Genomic DNA, 14,561 nt, shown 5'->3' on the forward strand with positions numbered 1-14,561 from the left:
TGCCGCATGGCCTAACGACCCTGGCCAAACAGTTCTAGGGGAATGCCAGGGCATTTCCCCCGCACTGGACCTAAAGCCCCAGGCTCACCGCGATCCAGTAGGTCGCGCCTGCCGCAAGCCATGCCAATCCGAACAGATAGACGACCATGACGGTCGGCCACTTCCAGCCATTGGTCTCGCGCCGGGCGACTGCGATCGTGGAGAGGCACTGCGGCGCGAAGACGAACCAGGCCAGGAATGCCAGCGCGGTCGGCAAGCTCCACAGGGCTGCGATCTTCTCGGTCACGCCTTCGGCTGCGACATCCTCGTCTTCCGCATCGACGGCATAGGTCGTGGCGAGCGCCGAGACCGCAACTTCGCGCGCTGCAATCGCCGGGACGAGCGCCAAACTCATCTCGCGGTTGAAGCCGACCGGTTCGAGCACGGGGTGCAGCGTATCGGCCACGGCGCCGGCGAAGCTGGCATCGAGCTGGCTTTCACCCGGATCGGCCTTGGGGAAGCTGAGCAGCACCCACAGCGCGATCGTGGCGACGAAGATGATCGTGCCCGCGCGCCGCAGGAAGACCCAGGCACGCTGCCACAGACCGATCGCAAGATCCTTCAAGCGGGGCAGCTGGTAACGCGGCAATTCCATGATGAAGCCGCTCGCCGCGCCTTTCGTCACCGTGCTCCGCAGGACCAGAGCGACCACCATGGCGCCGACGATGCCCGCCACATAAAGCGCAAACAATACGAGCCCTTGCAGGCCGATGCCGGGGCCGATCGTCGTCCGTGGGATGACGGCAGCGATGATGACCGCGTAAACCGGCAGGCGCGCCGAGCAGGTCATCAGCGGCGCGATGAGGATTGTTGTCAGCCGATCCTTGGGATCGGAAATACTGCGCGTGGCCATGATGCCGGGAATGGCGCAGGCGAAGCTGGAGAGCAGCGGAATGAAGCTTTTGCCCGACAGGCCGACACCCGCCATGAGCCGGTCCATCAGGAATGCTGCGCGCGCCATATAGCCGCTCGCTTCCATTATAAGGATGAACGCGAAGAGGATCACGATCTGCGGAAGGAAGACCACAACCGAGCCGACGCCTTCCAACACGCCTTCGGTAAGAAAATCCCTTACGATACCGGCGGGAACCAAGTCGGTGGTCGCTTCGGACAAGATACCTACACCACCTTCGAGCGCGTCAGCGAAGGGAGTGGCCCATGCAAACACGGCCTGGAAGATGATGAAGAGCAGCCCGAACAGGATTACCGGGCCGATCCACGGATTGAGGAGGACCTTGTCGACGCCGTTTTCGATGCTGTGCCGCGTTGACTTGGACAAGATTGTGCCGCGCGCGATGTGCTTGGCCGAAAGCCGCCGTTCAGGCAGCGTCAGATGCCAGCGCTTGTGCGCTTCTTCGTCGGCATGACTTTCGGCCTCGGCAATCGCCGCCAGCAGTTCACTGATCCCACGACGACGAACGGCAACGGTCGGCACCACGGGCACGCCGAGGGCTTCGGACAGGGCCGCCGGGTCCAGTGTCAGGCCATCGCGTTCCGCCAGGTCGACCATATTGAGCGCGACCACAGTGGGGCGCCCCAGTTCGAGCACTTCCTGCGCGAAGACGAGATGCTGTTCGAGATTTGCCGCATCGATTACGATGACCAGCACATCGGGTACAGCCTCGCCGTCGAAAGTGCCCTTCACCACGTCGCGCGTCACCGCTTCATCGGGGCTGGCGGCATCGAAACTGTAGGAGCCTGGCAGATCGAGCAGTTCTACGGGGTCCCCGCTCGGCAGGATCAGGCGGCCAGCCTTTCGCTCCACCGTGACGCCGGCGTAATTGGCGATCTTCTGCCGGGCACCGGTCAGCGCGTTGAACAGGGCCGATTTGCCCGAATTGGGGTTGCCGACAAGTGCGGCCGTATATTTGCGGCTCATACCGCTTCTACCGTGATGGCGGCGGCATGGGCGCGGCGGATCGCAATGGTCATGTTGCCGAGACGCAAGGCTATGGGATCGCGGGTGCCGAAGATTCCGCGGTGCATGATCGCAACCTCGGCCCCTTCGTCCACACCAAGGGCCTGGAGCCGCTTGCTCTCGTCCTCGGCAAGCGCAGCCCAGTCGACGCTGGTGATGCGAGCGCTTCTCTCACTGTCGAAACCGTCCAATGTCATGCGCGCCCCCTCTCATATCGGAAGGCTTGTTGCAACTGGTTATCAATAGCGCGCCAATTAGCGCGCAGGATAACGCAGGCGGCCCAGGAAACGCGTGACGCTGAAGCTTTCGCGATCCGATCCGAGCCACTTCGCCTTGACCTTTTCGAAGGTCATCACGCCCTCGATCCGCCGGTCGAGGAAGGCACGGGTTTCTTCCTTGCCCTCGCTCTGATCGTCGCCGAAGACGGCGAGCGTGGCCCCATATATCGAGGCGAGTATCGCACGTTTGGTGTAGTGGTTGTAATCGGTCGCGGTATCGCCGGCCAGGCGCCACATGATGTCGGCGCTGTTCCAGCCCTGTTTGAGCGCACGCGGCGCATTTTGCGGCATGGCCATGATGGCAAGGCCCCGCCGCAGCGCCTCTTCCTGCCCCGCCACCGCGTCGAGCCTGAATTGCACGAGGCTGCGGATCCGCTCGCGAATCTTCATCTGGGCCAGCTTTTCAGGCGGAAGAGCTGCGGCCATCGCCATGTCGACGGTTTCGATCCAGGCGCTGACCATATCCATCGCCGAAACGCCGCCGCCCTTGCCCTTGAAGGCGAGCCGGGCGACATCGATATCCGCGCCCATCTGGTCTGCCGCCATCACCAGCGCCTCTTCGGTCCAGCCGTCGAAAACGGCGGCATCGGCGATCGCCGGGGCAAGCGCCAGACGAAGCTCGTCCAGCGTCAGATCGGCGGGATTCATCTCAGCTTGGTCCATAGGTCTCGGCCTCGTCCTCGTCCGATTTTTCTGCTTTCTCGATAGCCTCCAGCGCACCCGATCGCGCACCCAGCAGCGTTGCGTAGTCACGCGCGCTGCGGCCCGAATTGTCCGTCCGGTCCGGATTGCCGCCCTCGGAGACAAGCAGTTCGATCAGCCCCAGATCGCGGCGATGGACCGCGCTGATAAGCGGCGTTTCGCCCGTGCTGTCGGAGACGTCGATCTGCGCGCCGCCGGCAATCAGCCGCTCCACCCCTTCGACAAAGCCGAGCTGCGCGGCGATCTGAATCGGATAAACGCCGTTCTTGTCGGCAATGTTCGGATTGGCGCCGCGCTGAAGCAGGAATTTCACCCAGGTGATGTCGCGCCGCTGAACCACCGCATGCAGGGCAGTTTCGCCAGTGCCGATATCGCGGGCGTTGATAATGGTGTTGCCCGGCTCATCGAGCAGCCTGGTCGCGACGTCGCCTTCACGATCGCGCACGGCCTTGATGAAAGTGTAGCCATCGGATTGCCGCTGCGCCGCCGCCGGGCTTGCCGAAAGAACAAGCGCCGTTCCTGCAATTGCCAGTATCCGTATCAGTCCAACCCTGCGCACTGTGGCATTCTCCGTATCGAAATCGCGAATATCATCGCGGCAAACCCTTGAACCCCGGCCGTTAGCAGACCATGAACCCTGCTGTCATGTCCCGCTTTACCAACCTGCTCTTCGCCAGCCTTCTTCTGGCTGCCTGTTCGCAAGCCGATCCAGCGCCCGAGCGCGGCGAACCGCCGCTCGCAGGCGCATCGATCGGAGGCGATTTCACGCTTGTCGGCGAAACCGGGGAGCCGGTCAGCTTCTCCGATTTCGACGGGAAATACCGCACCATCTACTTCGGTTATACCTTCTGTCCCGATGTCTGCCCGACCGACAACCAGCGCGCGATGGCGGGACTCAAACGGTTCGAGAAAGACAGTCCCGCATTGGGCGCGAAGGTGCAGCCGCTGTTCGTCAGCGTCGATCCGGAGCGGGATACGCCCGCCGTCCTCACCGAATTTACCGACGCTTTCCACCCGCGCCTGATCGGAATGACGGGCAGCAAGGAACAGCTCGACAAGGTTACTTCGGAATTTGCCGTTTTCTACAGCAAGGGCGAGGAAACCGAGAATGGCGGCTATCTGATGGACCATTCCAACCAGACCTATCTGTTCGGGCCGGACGGAGAGCCGCTCGCCCTGCTGCCGACGGCAGATGGTCCCGAGGCGGTGGCAGCGGAACTGGCGAAATGGGTTCGCTGAGGGACAAGTTCTGGGAACGCCCCCTCGCCGATCTCAATCGCGAGGAGTGGGAAGCGCTGTGCGACGGCTGCGGGCGCTGCTGCCTGCACAAGGTCGAATATGAGGATACGGGCGAGATCGAGGAGACGAATGTCGCCTGCACCCTGCTCGATTGCCAGACGGCGCAATGCCGCGACTACAAGCATCGCAAGGCCTTCGTGCCCGATTGCCTGCGCCTCACGCTCAAGCTGGTCGACCGCGTGCCGTGGCTGCCGGAAACCTGCGCCTATCGCCGCCGTGCCGAAGGGCGCGCCCTGCCCCGCTGGCATTACCTGATTTCCGGCGATCGCGAGGCAGTCATTGCCGCAGGAGTGTCGGTGGCGGGCCGGGTTATCTCGGAGGATGAGGCCGGGCCGCTGGAGCATCATATCGTCGAGTGGGGCGATGGCGAGGACCAGGACGAAGGCCGGGCGGCATGATCGAATGGCTGCGGCAGGCAAGCGCCGACCCGCAGATTTCCGTGGGTTCGCGGGTCCTGCCGATCGAAATCCGGCGGCACAAGACGGCGAAAAGGCTGACCATGCGGCTGGCGCCCGATGGCAGCGCGGTGCGGATCACTTTGCCGCGCTGGTGCGCTTCCACGGAAGCGGTCGCCTTTGCCGAGGATCGGCGCGAATGGCTGGCCCGACAGCTCGAAAAAATCCCTGAAAAACAGGACCCTGTCACCGCCGGCAAGGTCCTCTACCGCGGCGGGGAAGTACCCGTCGACTGGCGCGAGGATGCCCCCCGCAAACCCCTCTTACACGAGGGCCGCTTGCAGCTCGGCGGCCCGCGCGAGTGTTCCGGAAAACGCCTCGAACACTGGCTTGATCGGGCGGCAATCGCCGTAATCACCGAGGATGTCCGCCAATATTGCGAGCGTGCAGGCCTGCCCCCGGCGGAAGTCCGGCTGAGCCGCGCCAAACGCCGCTGGGGCAGCTGTTCGAGCAAGGGCGTACTGCGTCTCAACTGGCGGCTGGTGCAGGCGCCCGATTTCGTCCGCCGCTCGGTGGTGGCGCATGAAGTGGCCCATCTCGTCCATTTCGACCATTCGCCCGCTTTCCACGCGCTGCTGGGCCGGATCTACGAGGGCGATATCGAGCAAGCCAATCGCTGGCTGAAGGAGCATGGCCGCACGCTCTACGCCAGCTTCAGCTAGCGCTAAGGTGCATCTGCTATTATTGTGCCATCATGCGCTTGAGAAACAGGATCAACCCGGTCGGCGGATTTGCCGATTTCTGGACCGAATGGAAACGGCCCACTCCCTATCGCTGGCCGATCCTGGCCGCGTCCTTCGCCATGTCGGGGACGCTGTTGTTCTGGATCACGCAGGAAAATTACTTCTACCCGCCCGAACAGCCCAAGGTGACCTATATCACCACCTTCGCTGATGGCCGGACCGACGAGGAAATCCGCCTTTCCAACATCGAGAACCAGAAGCTGAAGGAAGAACGCGCCGCCGAACGCGCCCGGATCGAGGAGCGCAAGCGCGATATCTACCGGACGCTGGGCGCGGCCACCGGTCTCGATGTGGAAACCATGGAAGCCGAGGCCGAAGCCGAACGGCTGGCCGAGGAACGCGCCGAACAGGAACGGCTAGACCGGCTCTTCGGCGCGCGTGAGGACGGTACACGCGAGGACGCCGCGCGCCAGGATCAGGCGGACACCGCGATTGACACCGGCCGCGAGTGATGCGCGCTGGCTGGCGGCGGCGGCCCGGCTGGCCGCGCGCGGCCGCCCGCTGTCGCGCCCCAACCCCTCCGTCGGCTGCCTGATCGTCAAGCATGGCCGCGTCATCGCGCGCGGCTGGACGCAGGAAGGCGGCCGCCCCCATGCCGAAGCCATGGCACTGGCACAGGCGGGCGAGGACGCAAGCGGCGCCTCGGCCTATGTTACGCTGGAACCCTGCGCCCACCAATCGCCCCGCGGTCCGGCATGCTCCACGCTTCTGGCCAAAGCTAACCTCGCCCGCGTGGTGATCGGCGCGCAGGATCCCGATCCGCGCACCGCGGGCGCCGGGATCGCGCGGCTGGAACAGGCGGGGATCGAAACCTCCCTGCTCCCCCTTCCCGCCGTGCAGCACAGCCTCGAAGCCTATCTCACCCGCGCCCGCCATGGCCGCCCGCATGTCACGCTGAAACTGGCGCTCTCGCTCGACGGGTGCATCGCGCTCGCCGACGGGTCGAGCCAATGGATCACCGGCGAGCATGCCCGCGCCCATGTCCATTCGCGCCGCGCGCTCGCCGATGCGATATTGGTGGGCGGCGGCACTTGGCGGCAGGATCGCCCCCGGCTCGACGTGCGGCTGGCGGGGCTGGAAAACCGCAGTCCGCAGCGCGTGCTGCTGACCCGCGGCGTCCCGCCCGACGGGGTGAAGGTCATCAACGCACCCGCACAGATCGCCGGGCTGGACGGCGTGAACCATCTCTATGTCGAAGGCGGCGCAGGGGCGGCGGCCAGCTTTCTGAAAGCCGATCTGGTCGACCGGCTGGAAATCTACCGCGCGCCCATAATCATCGGCGGCGGCATGCCCGCCCTGGGCGATATCGGCCTCGGCACGCTGGCCGATGCGCATGGCCGCTGGCAGCTGGCCGAAACCCGCCAGCTTGGCAGCGACACTTTCACCGCCTATCGCCGCATCATCGAAGAGGATAAGGCATAAATGTTCACCGGTATCGTCACCGCCATCGGCACCATCGACAGCGTGGAACAGCGCGGCGATGCGCATGTCACCGTTTCCTGCCCCTTCGATCCCAAAGCCATCGACATCGGCGCCTCCATCGCCTGTTCGGGCGTGTGCCTGACCGTGGTGACGCTGGCGGGCGAGAAGGGCCATGCCCGCATCGGCTTCGACGTATCGGGCGAAACCGTGGCGCGCACCGTGCCCGGCATGTGGGAAGAGGGCCGCAGACTGAACCTCGAACCCGCGCTGCGGCTGGGTGACGAGCTGGGCGGCCATCTCGTCACCGGCCATGTGGACACGGTCGGCGAAGTGGTAACGAAACAGGAAAAGGGCGGCAGCTGGCACTTCGCCATCCGCATCGTTCGCGAATTCGCCCCCTTCGTGGCGGAAAAAGGATCGATCACTGTCGACGGCGTCTCGCTGACGGTTAACGCCGTGGAAGACCGCGAAGACGGCACTTGCGACTTCGCGCTCAACATCATCCCCCACACCGCCGAAGTGACGACGCTGGGCGGACTGGAGGAAGGCGACACGGTCAATCTCGAGATCGACGTGCTGGCGCGCTATCTCAAGCGGATGCAGGGGCTGGCGGGCAAATAGCGGCGCCGCCAGTGAGGGTATAGTTTGACGCTCGCCTACCTGCGGCGGCGCATTCCTCGCTTGTGCGATCCTACATCCGCGCCGGGTCGCGCACGTTCAATGTGTAGTGGATCGTCTGCATGACGATCTTGCCGTTTTCGATCACGTAGGAATCGGCGCCGTCGTGAATGGCGACATTGCCGTCGTCGGCGGTCCATTCGAGATAGCCGAACCTGTCTTCGACCAGCTTGAGGACATATTTGTATTCGGCGTCGCGCACTTCCTTGCCGAGCAGATCTGCCAGTTCGCGCAGGCCCGCATGGCCGCGATACTGGCCGCGCATGGTCAGCACCACGCAATCCTCGGCGTAATTCCGCTCAAGATCCTCGTTGATCTGTCTCGCCTGGGCGAGGCTGAGATGATCGTCGAGCACCTGCTGCGCGGTGCGATTGGCGAGTTCGTCCATGTTTTATGTGCTTCCTTGAATGCGGTGCCTGCCGGATATCAGGCAGCGAGCCACAAGGCGGCGGGCGCTCATTTACGACGCCGGGCACGTATTGGTTCCTACGGGCAGGCTGACTGTAGGGTCACCGCATTCCTATCGACCGTCTAACTCTAGCGCTGGCAAGGGATTGGCTACCAGCCCGGCGACCATCGCCGCCTGGATCTTGTTGGCTGGCCACAGGCGCGACAGGGGGCCGACCAGACGATCCCGAATGAAGGGCAGCACCCGGCTGTCGGATTGATAGACCGGGGTGAAGAGCCAGGTCAGCCACTGATAAATGCCCACATGGGCGCGCCGCAGCGACACGGCATCCTTCAAGGCCGCCGCCACATCCGCATTGCGCGCGAGGGCAAGCGAAAGCGCCCATGCGTCCAGCAGCGCCATGTTCGCTCCCTGGCCCAGCTGCGGGCTTGCCGAATGCCAGGCATCGCCAATATGGATCAACGCCTCTTCGGCCGGATGCGCCAGCGTGCGATGGGCATAGCGCGCGAAAGTGAGCTGGTCCGGCCGGGCGATCTGATCCAGCAGCGGTTCGCATATCGGCCAGAGATTGCGGACCTGCGCCTTCCAGCGATCCAGACCCGCATCCTGCCACCGGGCATGATCGCTGCCCTTCAGCGACCAGAAGAACGCCAGCCGTTCCTCCGGCCCGCTCCCTTTACCCAGCGGCAGAACGCCCGCCATCGTGCTGGACAGGTGATAGCGCTGTGAAAGCGTGTCGCGCGGCAGGTCGAAGCCTTCGGGCCAATCGAGCGAGGCCCATAGCGCACCATAGGGCAGTTGACCCGACGGACCCGAGACAAGCGCCGAACGCGTGCCCAGCGCATCGACGATCAGGTCGAACGGCTCGCTGGTCTGACCGTCTTCGAAACGCAGGCACCGCTGCGATCCGTGCATGACCGATCCGGTGATCGTGTGACCGGTGCGCAGCGCGATTCCTTCGGCCTGCAGCGCATCGTAGAGCGCGGCAAACAGGCTGGCACGGTGGATGCCGATGCCGAACATGGCGGGCCTGGCCTTCAATGCATCATAGCCGACCGAGAGCACGACACGCTTTGCAGCCATGCCATGGAGCCGGTTTATCCGCGCACCCTCCTCCATGATCCGACCGGCAAGGCCAAGCTGACGCAGCACGGCGAGCCCGGTAGGCTGGATCATGAGGCCCGAGCCGATCGGCTGAGGCTGGGTAAAACGCTCGAAAACCACAACGCGATTGCCTGCCCGCGCGAGCAGCAGCGCAGAGGCCAGTCCGCAAGGACCGCATCCAGCAATCGCAATCGAACGCCCCGTCATGCGGCCATCTCATAGTATCGCGGGCGTGGCAGGCAAGTGAGGAAGGGTAGTTGTGATTGGGAGAGACGGTGGCTCTATCCGGATACCCCGCTCACCTCCGTGCCTTTTCGAAATCGGCTTCGGCCCTGTCCGGAGGCGAGCGCTATTCATAAAAGGCGGCTGGGCGACGAATTGGGCGGCCACCTCGTCACCGGCCATGTCGACACGGTGGGCGAAGTGGTGACGAAACAGGAAAAGGGCGGCAGCTGGCACTTCGCCATCCGCATCGCCCGCGACTTCGCGCCTTTCGTGGCGGAAAAAGGATCGATCACGGTCGATGGCGTTTCGCTGACCGTCAACGAGGTGCATGACCGCGCAGACGGCACCTGCGATTTCGCGCTCAACATCATCCCCCACACCGCCGAAGTGACGACGCTGGGCACGCTGGAGGAAGGCGACACGGTCAATCTCGAGACCGACGTGCTGGCGCGCTATCTCAAGCGGATGCAGGGGCTGGCGGGGTAGGATTGCCGCATGAGGGTTGTGCAGTGCGAGGTGATTGATCAGACCTGAAAGTATGGCTAGCGTGAGGTTAACGTGGCCATAGGACCAAGGTATGGACGAAGTTCCATCGTCGGAAGAAGAGCGCCTCCGTGCCCTTACGGGGTACGGCATCTTGGATTCAGCCCCAGAGCTAGCCTTCGATAAGATCACTCGGCTCGCGGCATTGATGCTCGACGTGCCGAGCGTCGCGATCAGCCTCGTTGACGAGCATCGCCAATGGTTCAAGGCACGGACCGGGATAGACTTTCAGGAAACACCGCGAGAGCACGCTTTCTGCGCCCATGCTGTGGAGACCCGCGACTTTTTCGAAGTGACGGACGCAGCGGCTGACGCTCGGTTCGCGGACAATCCGCTGGTAACCCGCAAAGGCGGTATTCGCTTCTATGCGGGCGCGCCGATGATTGACGCCAGCGGGTATTGTCTGGGCACTGTATGTGCATTCGACACCTCGGTCCGGGCGCCGCTCTCGTCCCGGCAGCGACAGGCGCTCAAGGATCTGGCGCAACTTGCAGTAGACCGGATTGAGGAACGCCTTAATCGCATAGAGGGAGAAGTCGCGGCTACCGTTGTCTCGGCCACTTCGGACGCAGTGCTGGCGGTTGGGCGCGACTGCCGGATCACCTTTTGGAATCCTGGTGCCGAGAAGATGTTTGGATATCACGGCGCGCATGCGATTGGTGAACCGCTGCCCTTGATCATACCTGACATCTCTGTTCCGCCTTCCGGCGAGGTGGCAGAGCCCGCAATCGGCGGAAAGCCCCTGCCAATTGGGACCACCATCGAAACACGAGGGCGACGCGCGTCGGGAGAAACGTTTCCGCTCGAACTATCCATCGCAAGGCGGAACGAAAGTGGCTCGGAAGTGACAAGCGGTTTCGCAGCTATAATCCGTGACATTACGGAGCGTAAAACACTGGAAGAAGACCGTTCCAGCACTCGCGCGCTTCTGGATACGATCATCCAACAACTCCCCGCTATGTTGTTCGTAAAGGACAGCGCGACCCGCCGCTACCTTCTACTCAACAAGGTGGGCGAAGAAGTGATCGGTCGCCCGGCCTCGGAGGTCATCGGGCGCACTGATCGCGAACTGTTTCCCGAGTTGGGAGAAGGTTTTCATCAACGCGATACCGATGTGCTGAACTCAAAGGGTATCGAACACTTCGAAAGCGCGTTCACCAACGATACCGGGCGGCAGGTTATCCTGCGCACAAAGCGCCTTGTTGTGGGCCCATCGCATGTAGACAGCAAACTTATAATTGGCTTGTCGGAAGACGTGACGGAATTGCGGCAGAACGAGCGCCGCATGTTCCAATTGGCGCATCACGATTCTCTAACGGGCTTGTTCAATTTGACCAGCTTCGTTGCGCGAATAGAACGGTTGATCCACGACGACGCCACCTTCGCTCTACAGATTATCAATCTCGATCGCTTTAAGGCTGTAAACGATCAATTCGGCCACCTTGTTGGCGACAAGGTTTTGCTCGAAGTTAGCAACCGCCTACGCAGTCTTGTCGAACCGCAGGATGTAATCGCCCGTATAGGTGGAGACGAGTTCGCAATCATAGTGATAGGGCATGAGCCGATATCGCGCGTCGCGCGTATGGCAAGTGCTCTCATCGACAGTATTGTCGAGCCCTACGAAATCGATCGGATTGTTGCCCACATATGTGCCAGCGTCGGTATCGCCATCTCCCCACGCGACGGCGGAACTGTTGATGAGCTGCGCCAAGCCGCCGACCTAGCACTGCGCCAGGCCAAGGCGACGGGCCGAGGCACGGTTTCGTTTTTCAACCCCGATCTTGAAAAGGCCGCCTTGGATCGGCGTACACTCGAAGCCGAACTGCGCAAAGCAATCGCCTCGCAAGAGATCACGGTCGCTTATCAGCCGGTGCTTTCAACAGTTACTGGGCAAATATCGAGTTGCGAAGCACTCGCGAGGTGGACCCACCCTGACGGAGAACAGATCCCGCCCGATGTCTTCATCTCGATAGCTGAAGAATCCGGCCTGATAAGCGAGTTAGGCGCCCAAGTCCTGGAAATCGCATGCGCCACTGCGACTACCTGGGCAGAAGACATTCGCGTTGCCGTCAATCTCTCGCCAATGCAATTCGAGAAGGCTGGACTGGTCGACCAGATCAGCGATATTCTTGAACGAACAGGCTTGGAGCCCAACCGGCTGCAACTTGAAGTGACCGAGGGGCTGGTCATCCGCGATGTCGACAGGACCTTTCGCGTATTGGCAGAATTAAGAGCCCTCGGCATCTAGATCCTGATGGACGACTTCGGGACGGGATATTCTGCCTTGAGCTATCTCGAACGGTTTCCCTTCGACAAGGTGAAGATTGATCGGTCCTTCACTCAAAAAGTCTCCAGTTCGCCGGCGGCGAAAGCAGTGATCGAGGCGGTAGTGAGCCTCTGCAAAGCTCTGGGGATGGGAATCGTCGCAGAGGGGGTGGAAACGCAGGAGCAGATGGAGTTGCTGAGTGAGCTTGGATGCACGCATCTTCAGGGCTATTATTTCAGCAAACCTCAACCGGCAGATGCTCTTGAATACCTGTCGGTGGGGTCGCGACAAACACAGTTATTGAAGCGAAAGAGCTAAAAAAACACCGTGCGTAGCGCGGTCGGCAAGGGCGCGAGCAATCTAGCGTACGAGACAGCAATTCATAAAAGAAGGCGCCGCCCTGCGGGGCGACGCCTGTCATTGCTTGTCTTGTGCGCGTGTCGCGCGAAGGGCTGGCTCAGCAGTTGCCTTCTACACCGTCGACACAGTCGCCAACCGATTCGACGTCTTCGCCGAGACCGTCGACAGTGTTGCAGGCCGAAAGCGTCAGCGCGGTGCCACCGAACAGCAGCATGGTCAGGAACTTCTTCATCATCAATCTCCCCTTGGCGGATCCAAGCAATTGATTTGCCAGTCCGTTGAACCAGAACGACATGCGTGGCGGCTGGTTCCGCAAGCGGGGAAGATCGGTCAGGCCAGCGGGCCGTCTTCGAATCCCTCGCGCGTGATCCGATACACCAGATGCACCACGCGCCGCCCCTGATAGCGGCTCAGTTCATAGCGCTCGGTCCGCTCGGCGCCGATGGCCTCCAGCGCATTGCGCGAGCGGTAATTGGTATCGCCGACGCGGAATTCGACCGTTGCGACCTGGGTGAAGGCATGGGCGAGCATGGCGCGCTTCATTTCCGGGTTGAGCCCCCTGCCCCAGCATGACGGCGCGAGAAAGGTCCAGCCGATCTCCACCGCGCCGCCGTCATCGGCGTCGAATTTATCGTAGCGCGTGTGGCCGATGACCGCGCCATCGCTCTTGCGCAGCACGGCGAGCGAGCCGCCGCTGGCCAGCCCATCATCGAAAAAGGCGTCAAAGACCTCGCGCCGCCAGCGATCGTGGATCGGGTGCTGTTCCCACACCGCCGGATCGGATGCGACGGCGTAGAGAACCTCGCGGTCGTCCTCGGCCAGCGGGCGCAGGGACAGGCGCTCGGTCTCCAGCAGGGGTTGCCGGTCGAGCGCCATGTCCTGTCAGCCCTTCGTCACCTCGCCCAGCGCAGCGATGAACTTCTCGATATTGCCCTGGTGCAGACCGGCCACATTGATGCGCCCCGATCCGGCCATGTAGATCCCGTGATCTTCGCGCAGGGACGCGATCTGGTCCTTGCTCAGCGGCAACATGGCGAAGAGGCCGTTCTGCTCGCCCAGCGCGGCGAGGTTGAGGCCCGGCACTTCGTTGTCCGCCGCTGCGAGCCGGTCGCGCACCCGGCGCATGCGGGCGCGCATCTCGTCGAGTTCTTCCTGCCAGACCGCCGTCATGCCGTCATCTTCCAGTAGCAAGCGAACCGCCGCGCCGCCGTGATCGGGCGGCATGGACCAGTTGGCGCGTGCCAGCGCATTGGCGTTGGAGGAGATGGCGTCCATGTCGCCGCCCTCTCGCGCAATCATGTAGAACGCCCCAACCCGGTCGCGATAGAGGCCGAAATTCTTGTCGCAGCTATAGGCCACCAGCGCTTCGGGCACCTTGGCGAGGACGGCGCGGACACCGGCGACGTCTTCCTCCATGCCCTGCCCCAGGCCCTGGTAGGCGATATCGAGGATCGGCAGCACGCCGGTATCCGCAAAGGCGGCGGCGATCGCGTTCCACTGATCGGGCGTATAATCGATGCCGGTCGGGTTATGGCAGCAGCCGTGGAGCAGCACGGCGTCGTTGGCGCCAGCTCCTTTGATCGCACCGAGCACGGCGTCGAGATTGGCAGTGCCGTCTTGGTTGGCGTGATCGAACGGCACGACTTCGACGCCCACATCCTGCAGGATCTGCGCATGGTTGGGCCAGCTCGGCATGCCCAGATGGATGCGGGTGACCCCGGCCTTGGCTGCCAGCGAGACCGCCAGCCGCACCGCACCGGTGCCGCCCGGCGTCTGCATGCCTTCGATGCGCCCGGCCAGCGGGCTGTCGTCGCCGAAAATATACGGCATCAGCGCCTTCACGAAGCCGCCATCGCCTTCGGGGCCGAGATAGCTCTTGGAATCCTGCACTTCCAGCAGGCGCTTTTCCGCCTGCTTGATCGCGCGGAAGACCGGCGTTGCGCCTTCGTTCGTGCGATAGACGCCCACGCCGAGGTCGATCTTGTCCTCGCGCGGATCGGCGGCGTGCATCTTGATAAGGGCGAGAAGGGCGTCGGGCGCCTGAGGGGCAAGTTTGTCGAGCATGCCGCGCTCTTTGCGCAATCACGCGAAGGGCCGCAACCTCAATCGAGATTGCGGCC

Annotated in this window: 15 protein-coding genes and 2 pseudogenes; 8 read left to right on the forward strand and 9 right to left on the reverse strand. The window is 62.9% G+C overall.

The window, feature by feature from the left end:
* Window positions 1-70: 70 nt before the first annotated feature.
* From ACI2I1_RS04210 to ACI2I1_RS04225, 4 genes are read right to left on the reverse strand one after another with little or no spacing between them, the layout of a single operon-like run.
* Window positions 71-1,918, reverse strand: coding sequence for a ferrous iron transporter B (locus ACI2I1_RS04210; protein ID WP_404678036.1), 1,848 nt, complete (start codon window positions 1,916-1,918; stop codon window positions 71-73).
* Window positions 1,915-2,154, reverse strand: a complete 240-nt coding sequence (locus ACI2I1_RS04215) for a FeoA domain-containing protein (RefSeq protein ID WP_221542631.1) — start codon at window positions 2,152-2,154, stop codon at window positions 1,915-1,917. The genes ACI2I1_RS04210 and ACI2I1_RS04215 overlap by 4 nt, the downstream gene beginning before the upstream one ends.
* 57 nt (window positions 2,155-2,211) lie before the next feature.
* Entirely contained in the window at window positions 2,212-2,898 is a 687-nt protein-coding gene (locus tag ACI2I1_RS04220; protein ID WP_404678037.1) for a COQ9 family protein, read from the reverse strand.
* Window positions 2,885-3,496, reverse strand: coding sequence for an ankyrin repeat domain-containing protein (locus ACI2I1_RS04225; protein WP_404678038.1), 612 nt, complete (start codon window positions 3,494-3,496; stop codon window positions 2,885-2,887). Before ACI2I1_RS04225 ends, ACI2I1_RS04220 begins: the two co-directional genes overlap by 14 nt.
* Before the next feature lie 71 nt (window positions 3,497-3,567).
* Here ACI2I1_RS04225 and ACI2I1_RS04230 point away from each other — a divergent pair, with 71 nt between their 5' ends.
* Genes ACI2I1_RS04230 through ACI2I1_RS04255 form a run of 6 tightly spaced genes read left to right on the forward strand, consistent with a single transcriptional unit; the run spans window position 3,568 to window position 7,477 of the window.
* Window positions 3,568-4,176, forward strand: coding sequence for an SCO family protein (locus ACI2I1_RS04230; RefSeq protein ID WP_404678039.1), 609 nt, complete (start codon window positions 3,568-3,570; stop codon window positions 4,174-4,176).
* On the forward strand, window positions 4,164-4,634 hold the full coding sequence (locus ACI2I1_RS04235) for a YcgN family cysteine cluster protein (RefSeq protein ID WP_404678040.1): 471 nt from the start codon (window positions 4,164-4,166) through the stop codon (window positions 4,632-4,634). Before ACI2I1_RS04230 ends, ACI2I1_RS04235 begins: the two co-directional genes overlap by 13 nt.
* The gene (locus ACI2I1_RS04240; protein WP_404678041.1) at window positions 4,631-5,353 is read left to right on the forward strand and encodes a M48 family metallopeptidase; all 723 of its coding nucleotides are present in this window, start codon (window positions 4,631-4,633) and stop codon (window positions 5,351-5,353) included. Before ACI2I1_RS04235 ends, ACI2I1_RS04240 begins: the two co-directional genes overlap by 4 nt.
* A 32-nt stretch (window positions 5,354-5,385) precedes the next feature.
* Window positions 5,386-5,886: a hypothetical protein gene (locus ACI2I1_RS04245; protein ID WP_404678042.1), complete on the forward strand. Its 501-nt coding sequence runs from the start codon at window positions 5,386-5,388 to the stop codon at window positions 5,884-5,886.
* The gene (gene ribD, locus ACI2I1_RS04250; RefSeq protein ID WP_404678043.1) at window positions 5,867-6,856 is read left to right on the forward strand and encodes a bifunctional diaminohydroxyphosphoribosylaminopyrimidine deaminase/5-amino-6-(5-phosphoribosylamino)uracil reductase RibD; all 990 of its coding nucleotides are present in this window, start codon (window positions 5,867-5,869) and stop codon (window positions 6,854-6,856) included. Before ACI2I1_RS04245 ends, ribD begins: the two co-directional genes overlap by 20 nt.
* Window positions 6,857-7,477, forward strand: a complete 621-nt coding sequence (locus ACI2I1_RS04255) for a riboflavin synthase (protein WP_404678044.1) — start codon at window positions 6,857-6,859, stop codon at window positions 7,475-7,477. It abuts the gene before it with no gap.
* 70 nt (window positions 7,478-7,547) lie between these two features.
* Here the strand turns inward: ACI2I1_RS04255 and ACI2I1_RS04260 are convergent, their stop codons facing one another.
* Both ACI2I1_RS04260 and ACI2I1_RS04265 read right to left on the reverse strand, forming a co-directional pair.
* Window positions 7,548-7,922, reverse strand: coding sequence for a hypothetical protein (locus ACI2I1_RS04260; protein WP_404678045.1), 375 nt, complete (start codon window positions 7,920-7,922; stop codon window positions 7,548-7,550).
* Between the two features lie 132 nt (window positions 7,923-8,054).
* Window positions 8,055-9,254 carry an FAD-dependent oxidoreductase gene (locus ACI2I1_RS04265; RefSeq protein WP_404678046.1) on the reverse strand — a complete coding sequence of 400 codons (1,200 nt, stop codon included), beginning with the start codon at window positions 9,252-9,254 and terminating at the stop codon, window positions 8,055-8,057.
* Window positions 9,255-9,410: 156 nt separating this feature from the next.
* Between ACI2I1_RS04265 and ACI2I1_RS04270 the strand changes: the two are divergent.
* Together ACI2I1_RS04270 and ACI2I1_RS04275 are read left to right on the forward strand one after the other, a co-directional pair.
* A pseudogene (locus ACI2I1_RS04270) lies at window positions 9,411-9,758 on the forward strand (riboflavin synthase); the annotation flags it as partial.
* A gap of 91 nt (window positions 9,759-9,849) precedes the next feature.
* A pseudogene (locus ACI2I1_RS04275) lies at window positions 9,850-12,399 on the forward strand (EAL domain-containing protein).
* A gap of 139 nt (window positions 12,400-12,538) precedes the next feature.
* Here the strand turns inward: ACI2I1_RS04275 and ACI2I1_RS04280 are convergent.
* Genes ACI2I1_RS04280 through ACI2I1_RS04290 form a run of 3 tightly spaced genes read right to left on the reverse strand, consistent with a single transcriptional unit; the run spans window position 12,539 to window position 14,505 of the window.
* Window positions 12,539-12,736, reverse strand: a complete 198-nt coding sequence (locus ACI2I1_RS04280; protein ID WP_345719333.1) for a hypothetical protein — start codon at window positions 12,734-12,736, stop codon at window positions 12,539-12,541.
* Window positions 12,737-12,771: 35 nt separating this feature from the next.
* Window positions 12,772-13,317 (reverse strand): GNAT family N-acetyltransferase, encoded by a 546-nt coding sequence (locus ACI2I1_RS04285; protein ID WP_404678047.1) that lies wholly within the window; start codon window positions 13,315-13,317, stop codon window positions 12,772-12,774.
* A gap of 6 nt (window positions 13,318-13,323) precedes the next feature.
* Complete coding sequence (locus ACI2I1_RS04290) at window positions 13,324-14,505, reverse strand: aromatic amino acid transaminase (protein ID WP_404678048.1); 1,182 nt, start codon at window positions 14,503-14,505, stop codon at window positions 13,324-13,326.
* Window positions 14,506-14,561: the final 56 nt, after the last annotated feature.

Source organism: Qipengyuania sp. NPDC077563 (genome assembly GCF_044901345.1).
Lineage (GTDB): Bacteria > Pseudomonadota > Alphaproteobacteria > Sphingomonadales > Sphingomonadaceae > Qipengyuania > Qipengyuania aestuarii.

Bases quoted from the DNA above. Each gene is read 5' to 3' on its own strand.
- ACI2I1_RS04265 (WP_404678046.1), bottom strand. From the start codon at position 9,254: ATGACGGGGCGTTCGATTGCGATTGCTGGATGCGGTCCTTGCGGACTG.
- ACI2I1_RS04280 (WP_345719333.1), bottom strand. From the start codon at position 12,736: ATGTCGTTCTGGTTCAACGGACTGGCAAATCAATTGCTTGGATCCGCC.
- ACI2I1_RS04235 (WP_404678040.1), top strand. From the start codon at position 4,164: ATGGGTTCGCTGAGGGACAAGTTCTGGGAACGCCCCCTCGCCGATCTC.
- ACI2I1_RS04240 (WP_404678041.1), top strand. From the start codon at position 4,631: ATGATCGAATGGCTGCGGCAGGCAAGCGCCGACCCGCAGATTTCCGTG.
- ACI2I1_RS04220 (WP_404678037.1), bottom strand. From the start codon at position 2,898: ATGGACCAAGCTGAGATGAATCCCGCCGATCTGACGCTGGACGAGCTT.
- ACI2I1_RS04255 (WP_404678044.1), top strand. From the start codon at position 6,857: ATGTTCACCGGTATCGTCACCGCCATCGGCACCATCGACAGCGTGGAA.
- ACI2I1_RS04230 (WP_404678039.1), top strand. From the start codon at position 3,568: ATGAACCCTGCTGTCATGTCCCGCTTTACCAACCTGCTCTTCGCCAGC.
- ACI2I1_RS04245 (WP_404678042.1), top strand. From the start codon at position 5,386: ATGCGCTTGAGAAACAGGATCAACCCGGTCGGCGGATTTGCCGATTTC.
- ACI2I1_RS04260 (WP_404678045.1), bottom strand. From the start codon at position 7,922: ATGGACGAACTCGCCAATCGCACCGCGCAGCAGGTGCTCGACGATCAT.
- ACI2I1_RS04290 (WP_404678048.1), bottom strand. From the start codon at position 14,505: ATGCTCGACAAACTTGCCCCTCAGGCGCCCGACGCCCTTCTCGCCCTT.
- ACI2I1_RS04215 (WP_221542631.1), bottom strand. From the start codon at position 2,154: ATGACATTGGACGGTTTCGACAGTGAGAGAAGCGCTCGCATCACCAGC.
- ACI2I1_RS04285 (WP_404678047.1), bottom strand. From the start codon at position 13,317: ATGGCGCTCGACCGGCAACCCCTGCTGGAGACCGAGCGCCTGTCCCTG.
- ACI2I1_RS04210 (WP_404678036.1), bottom strand. From the start codon at position 1,918: ATGAGCCGCAAATATACGGCCGCACTTGTCGGCAACCCCAATTCGGGC.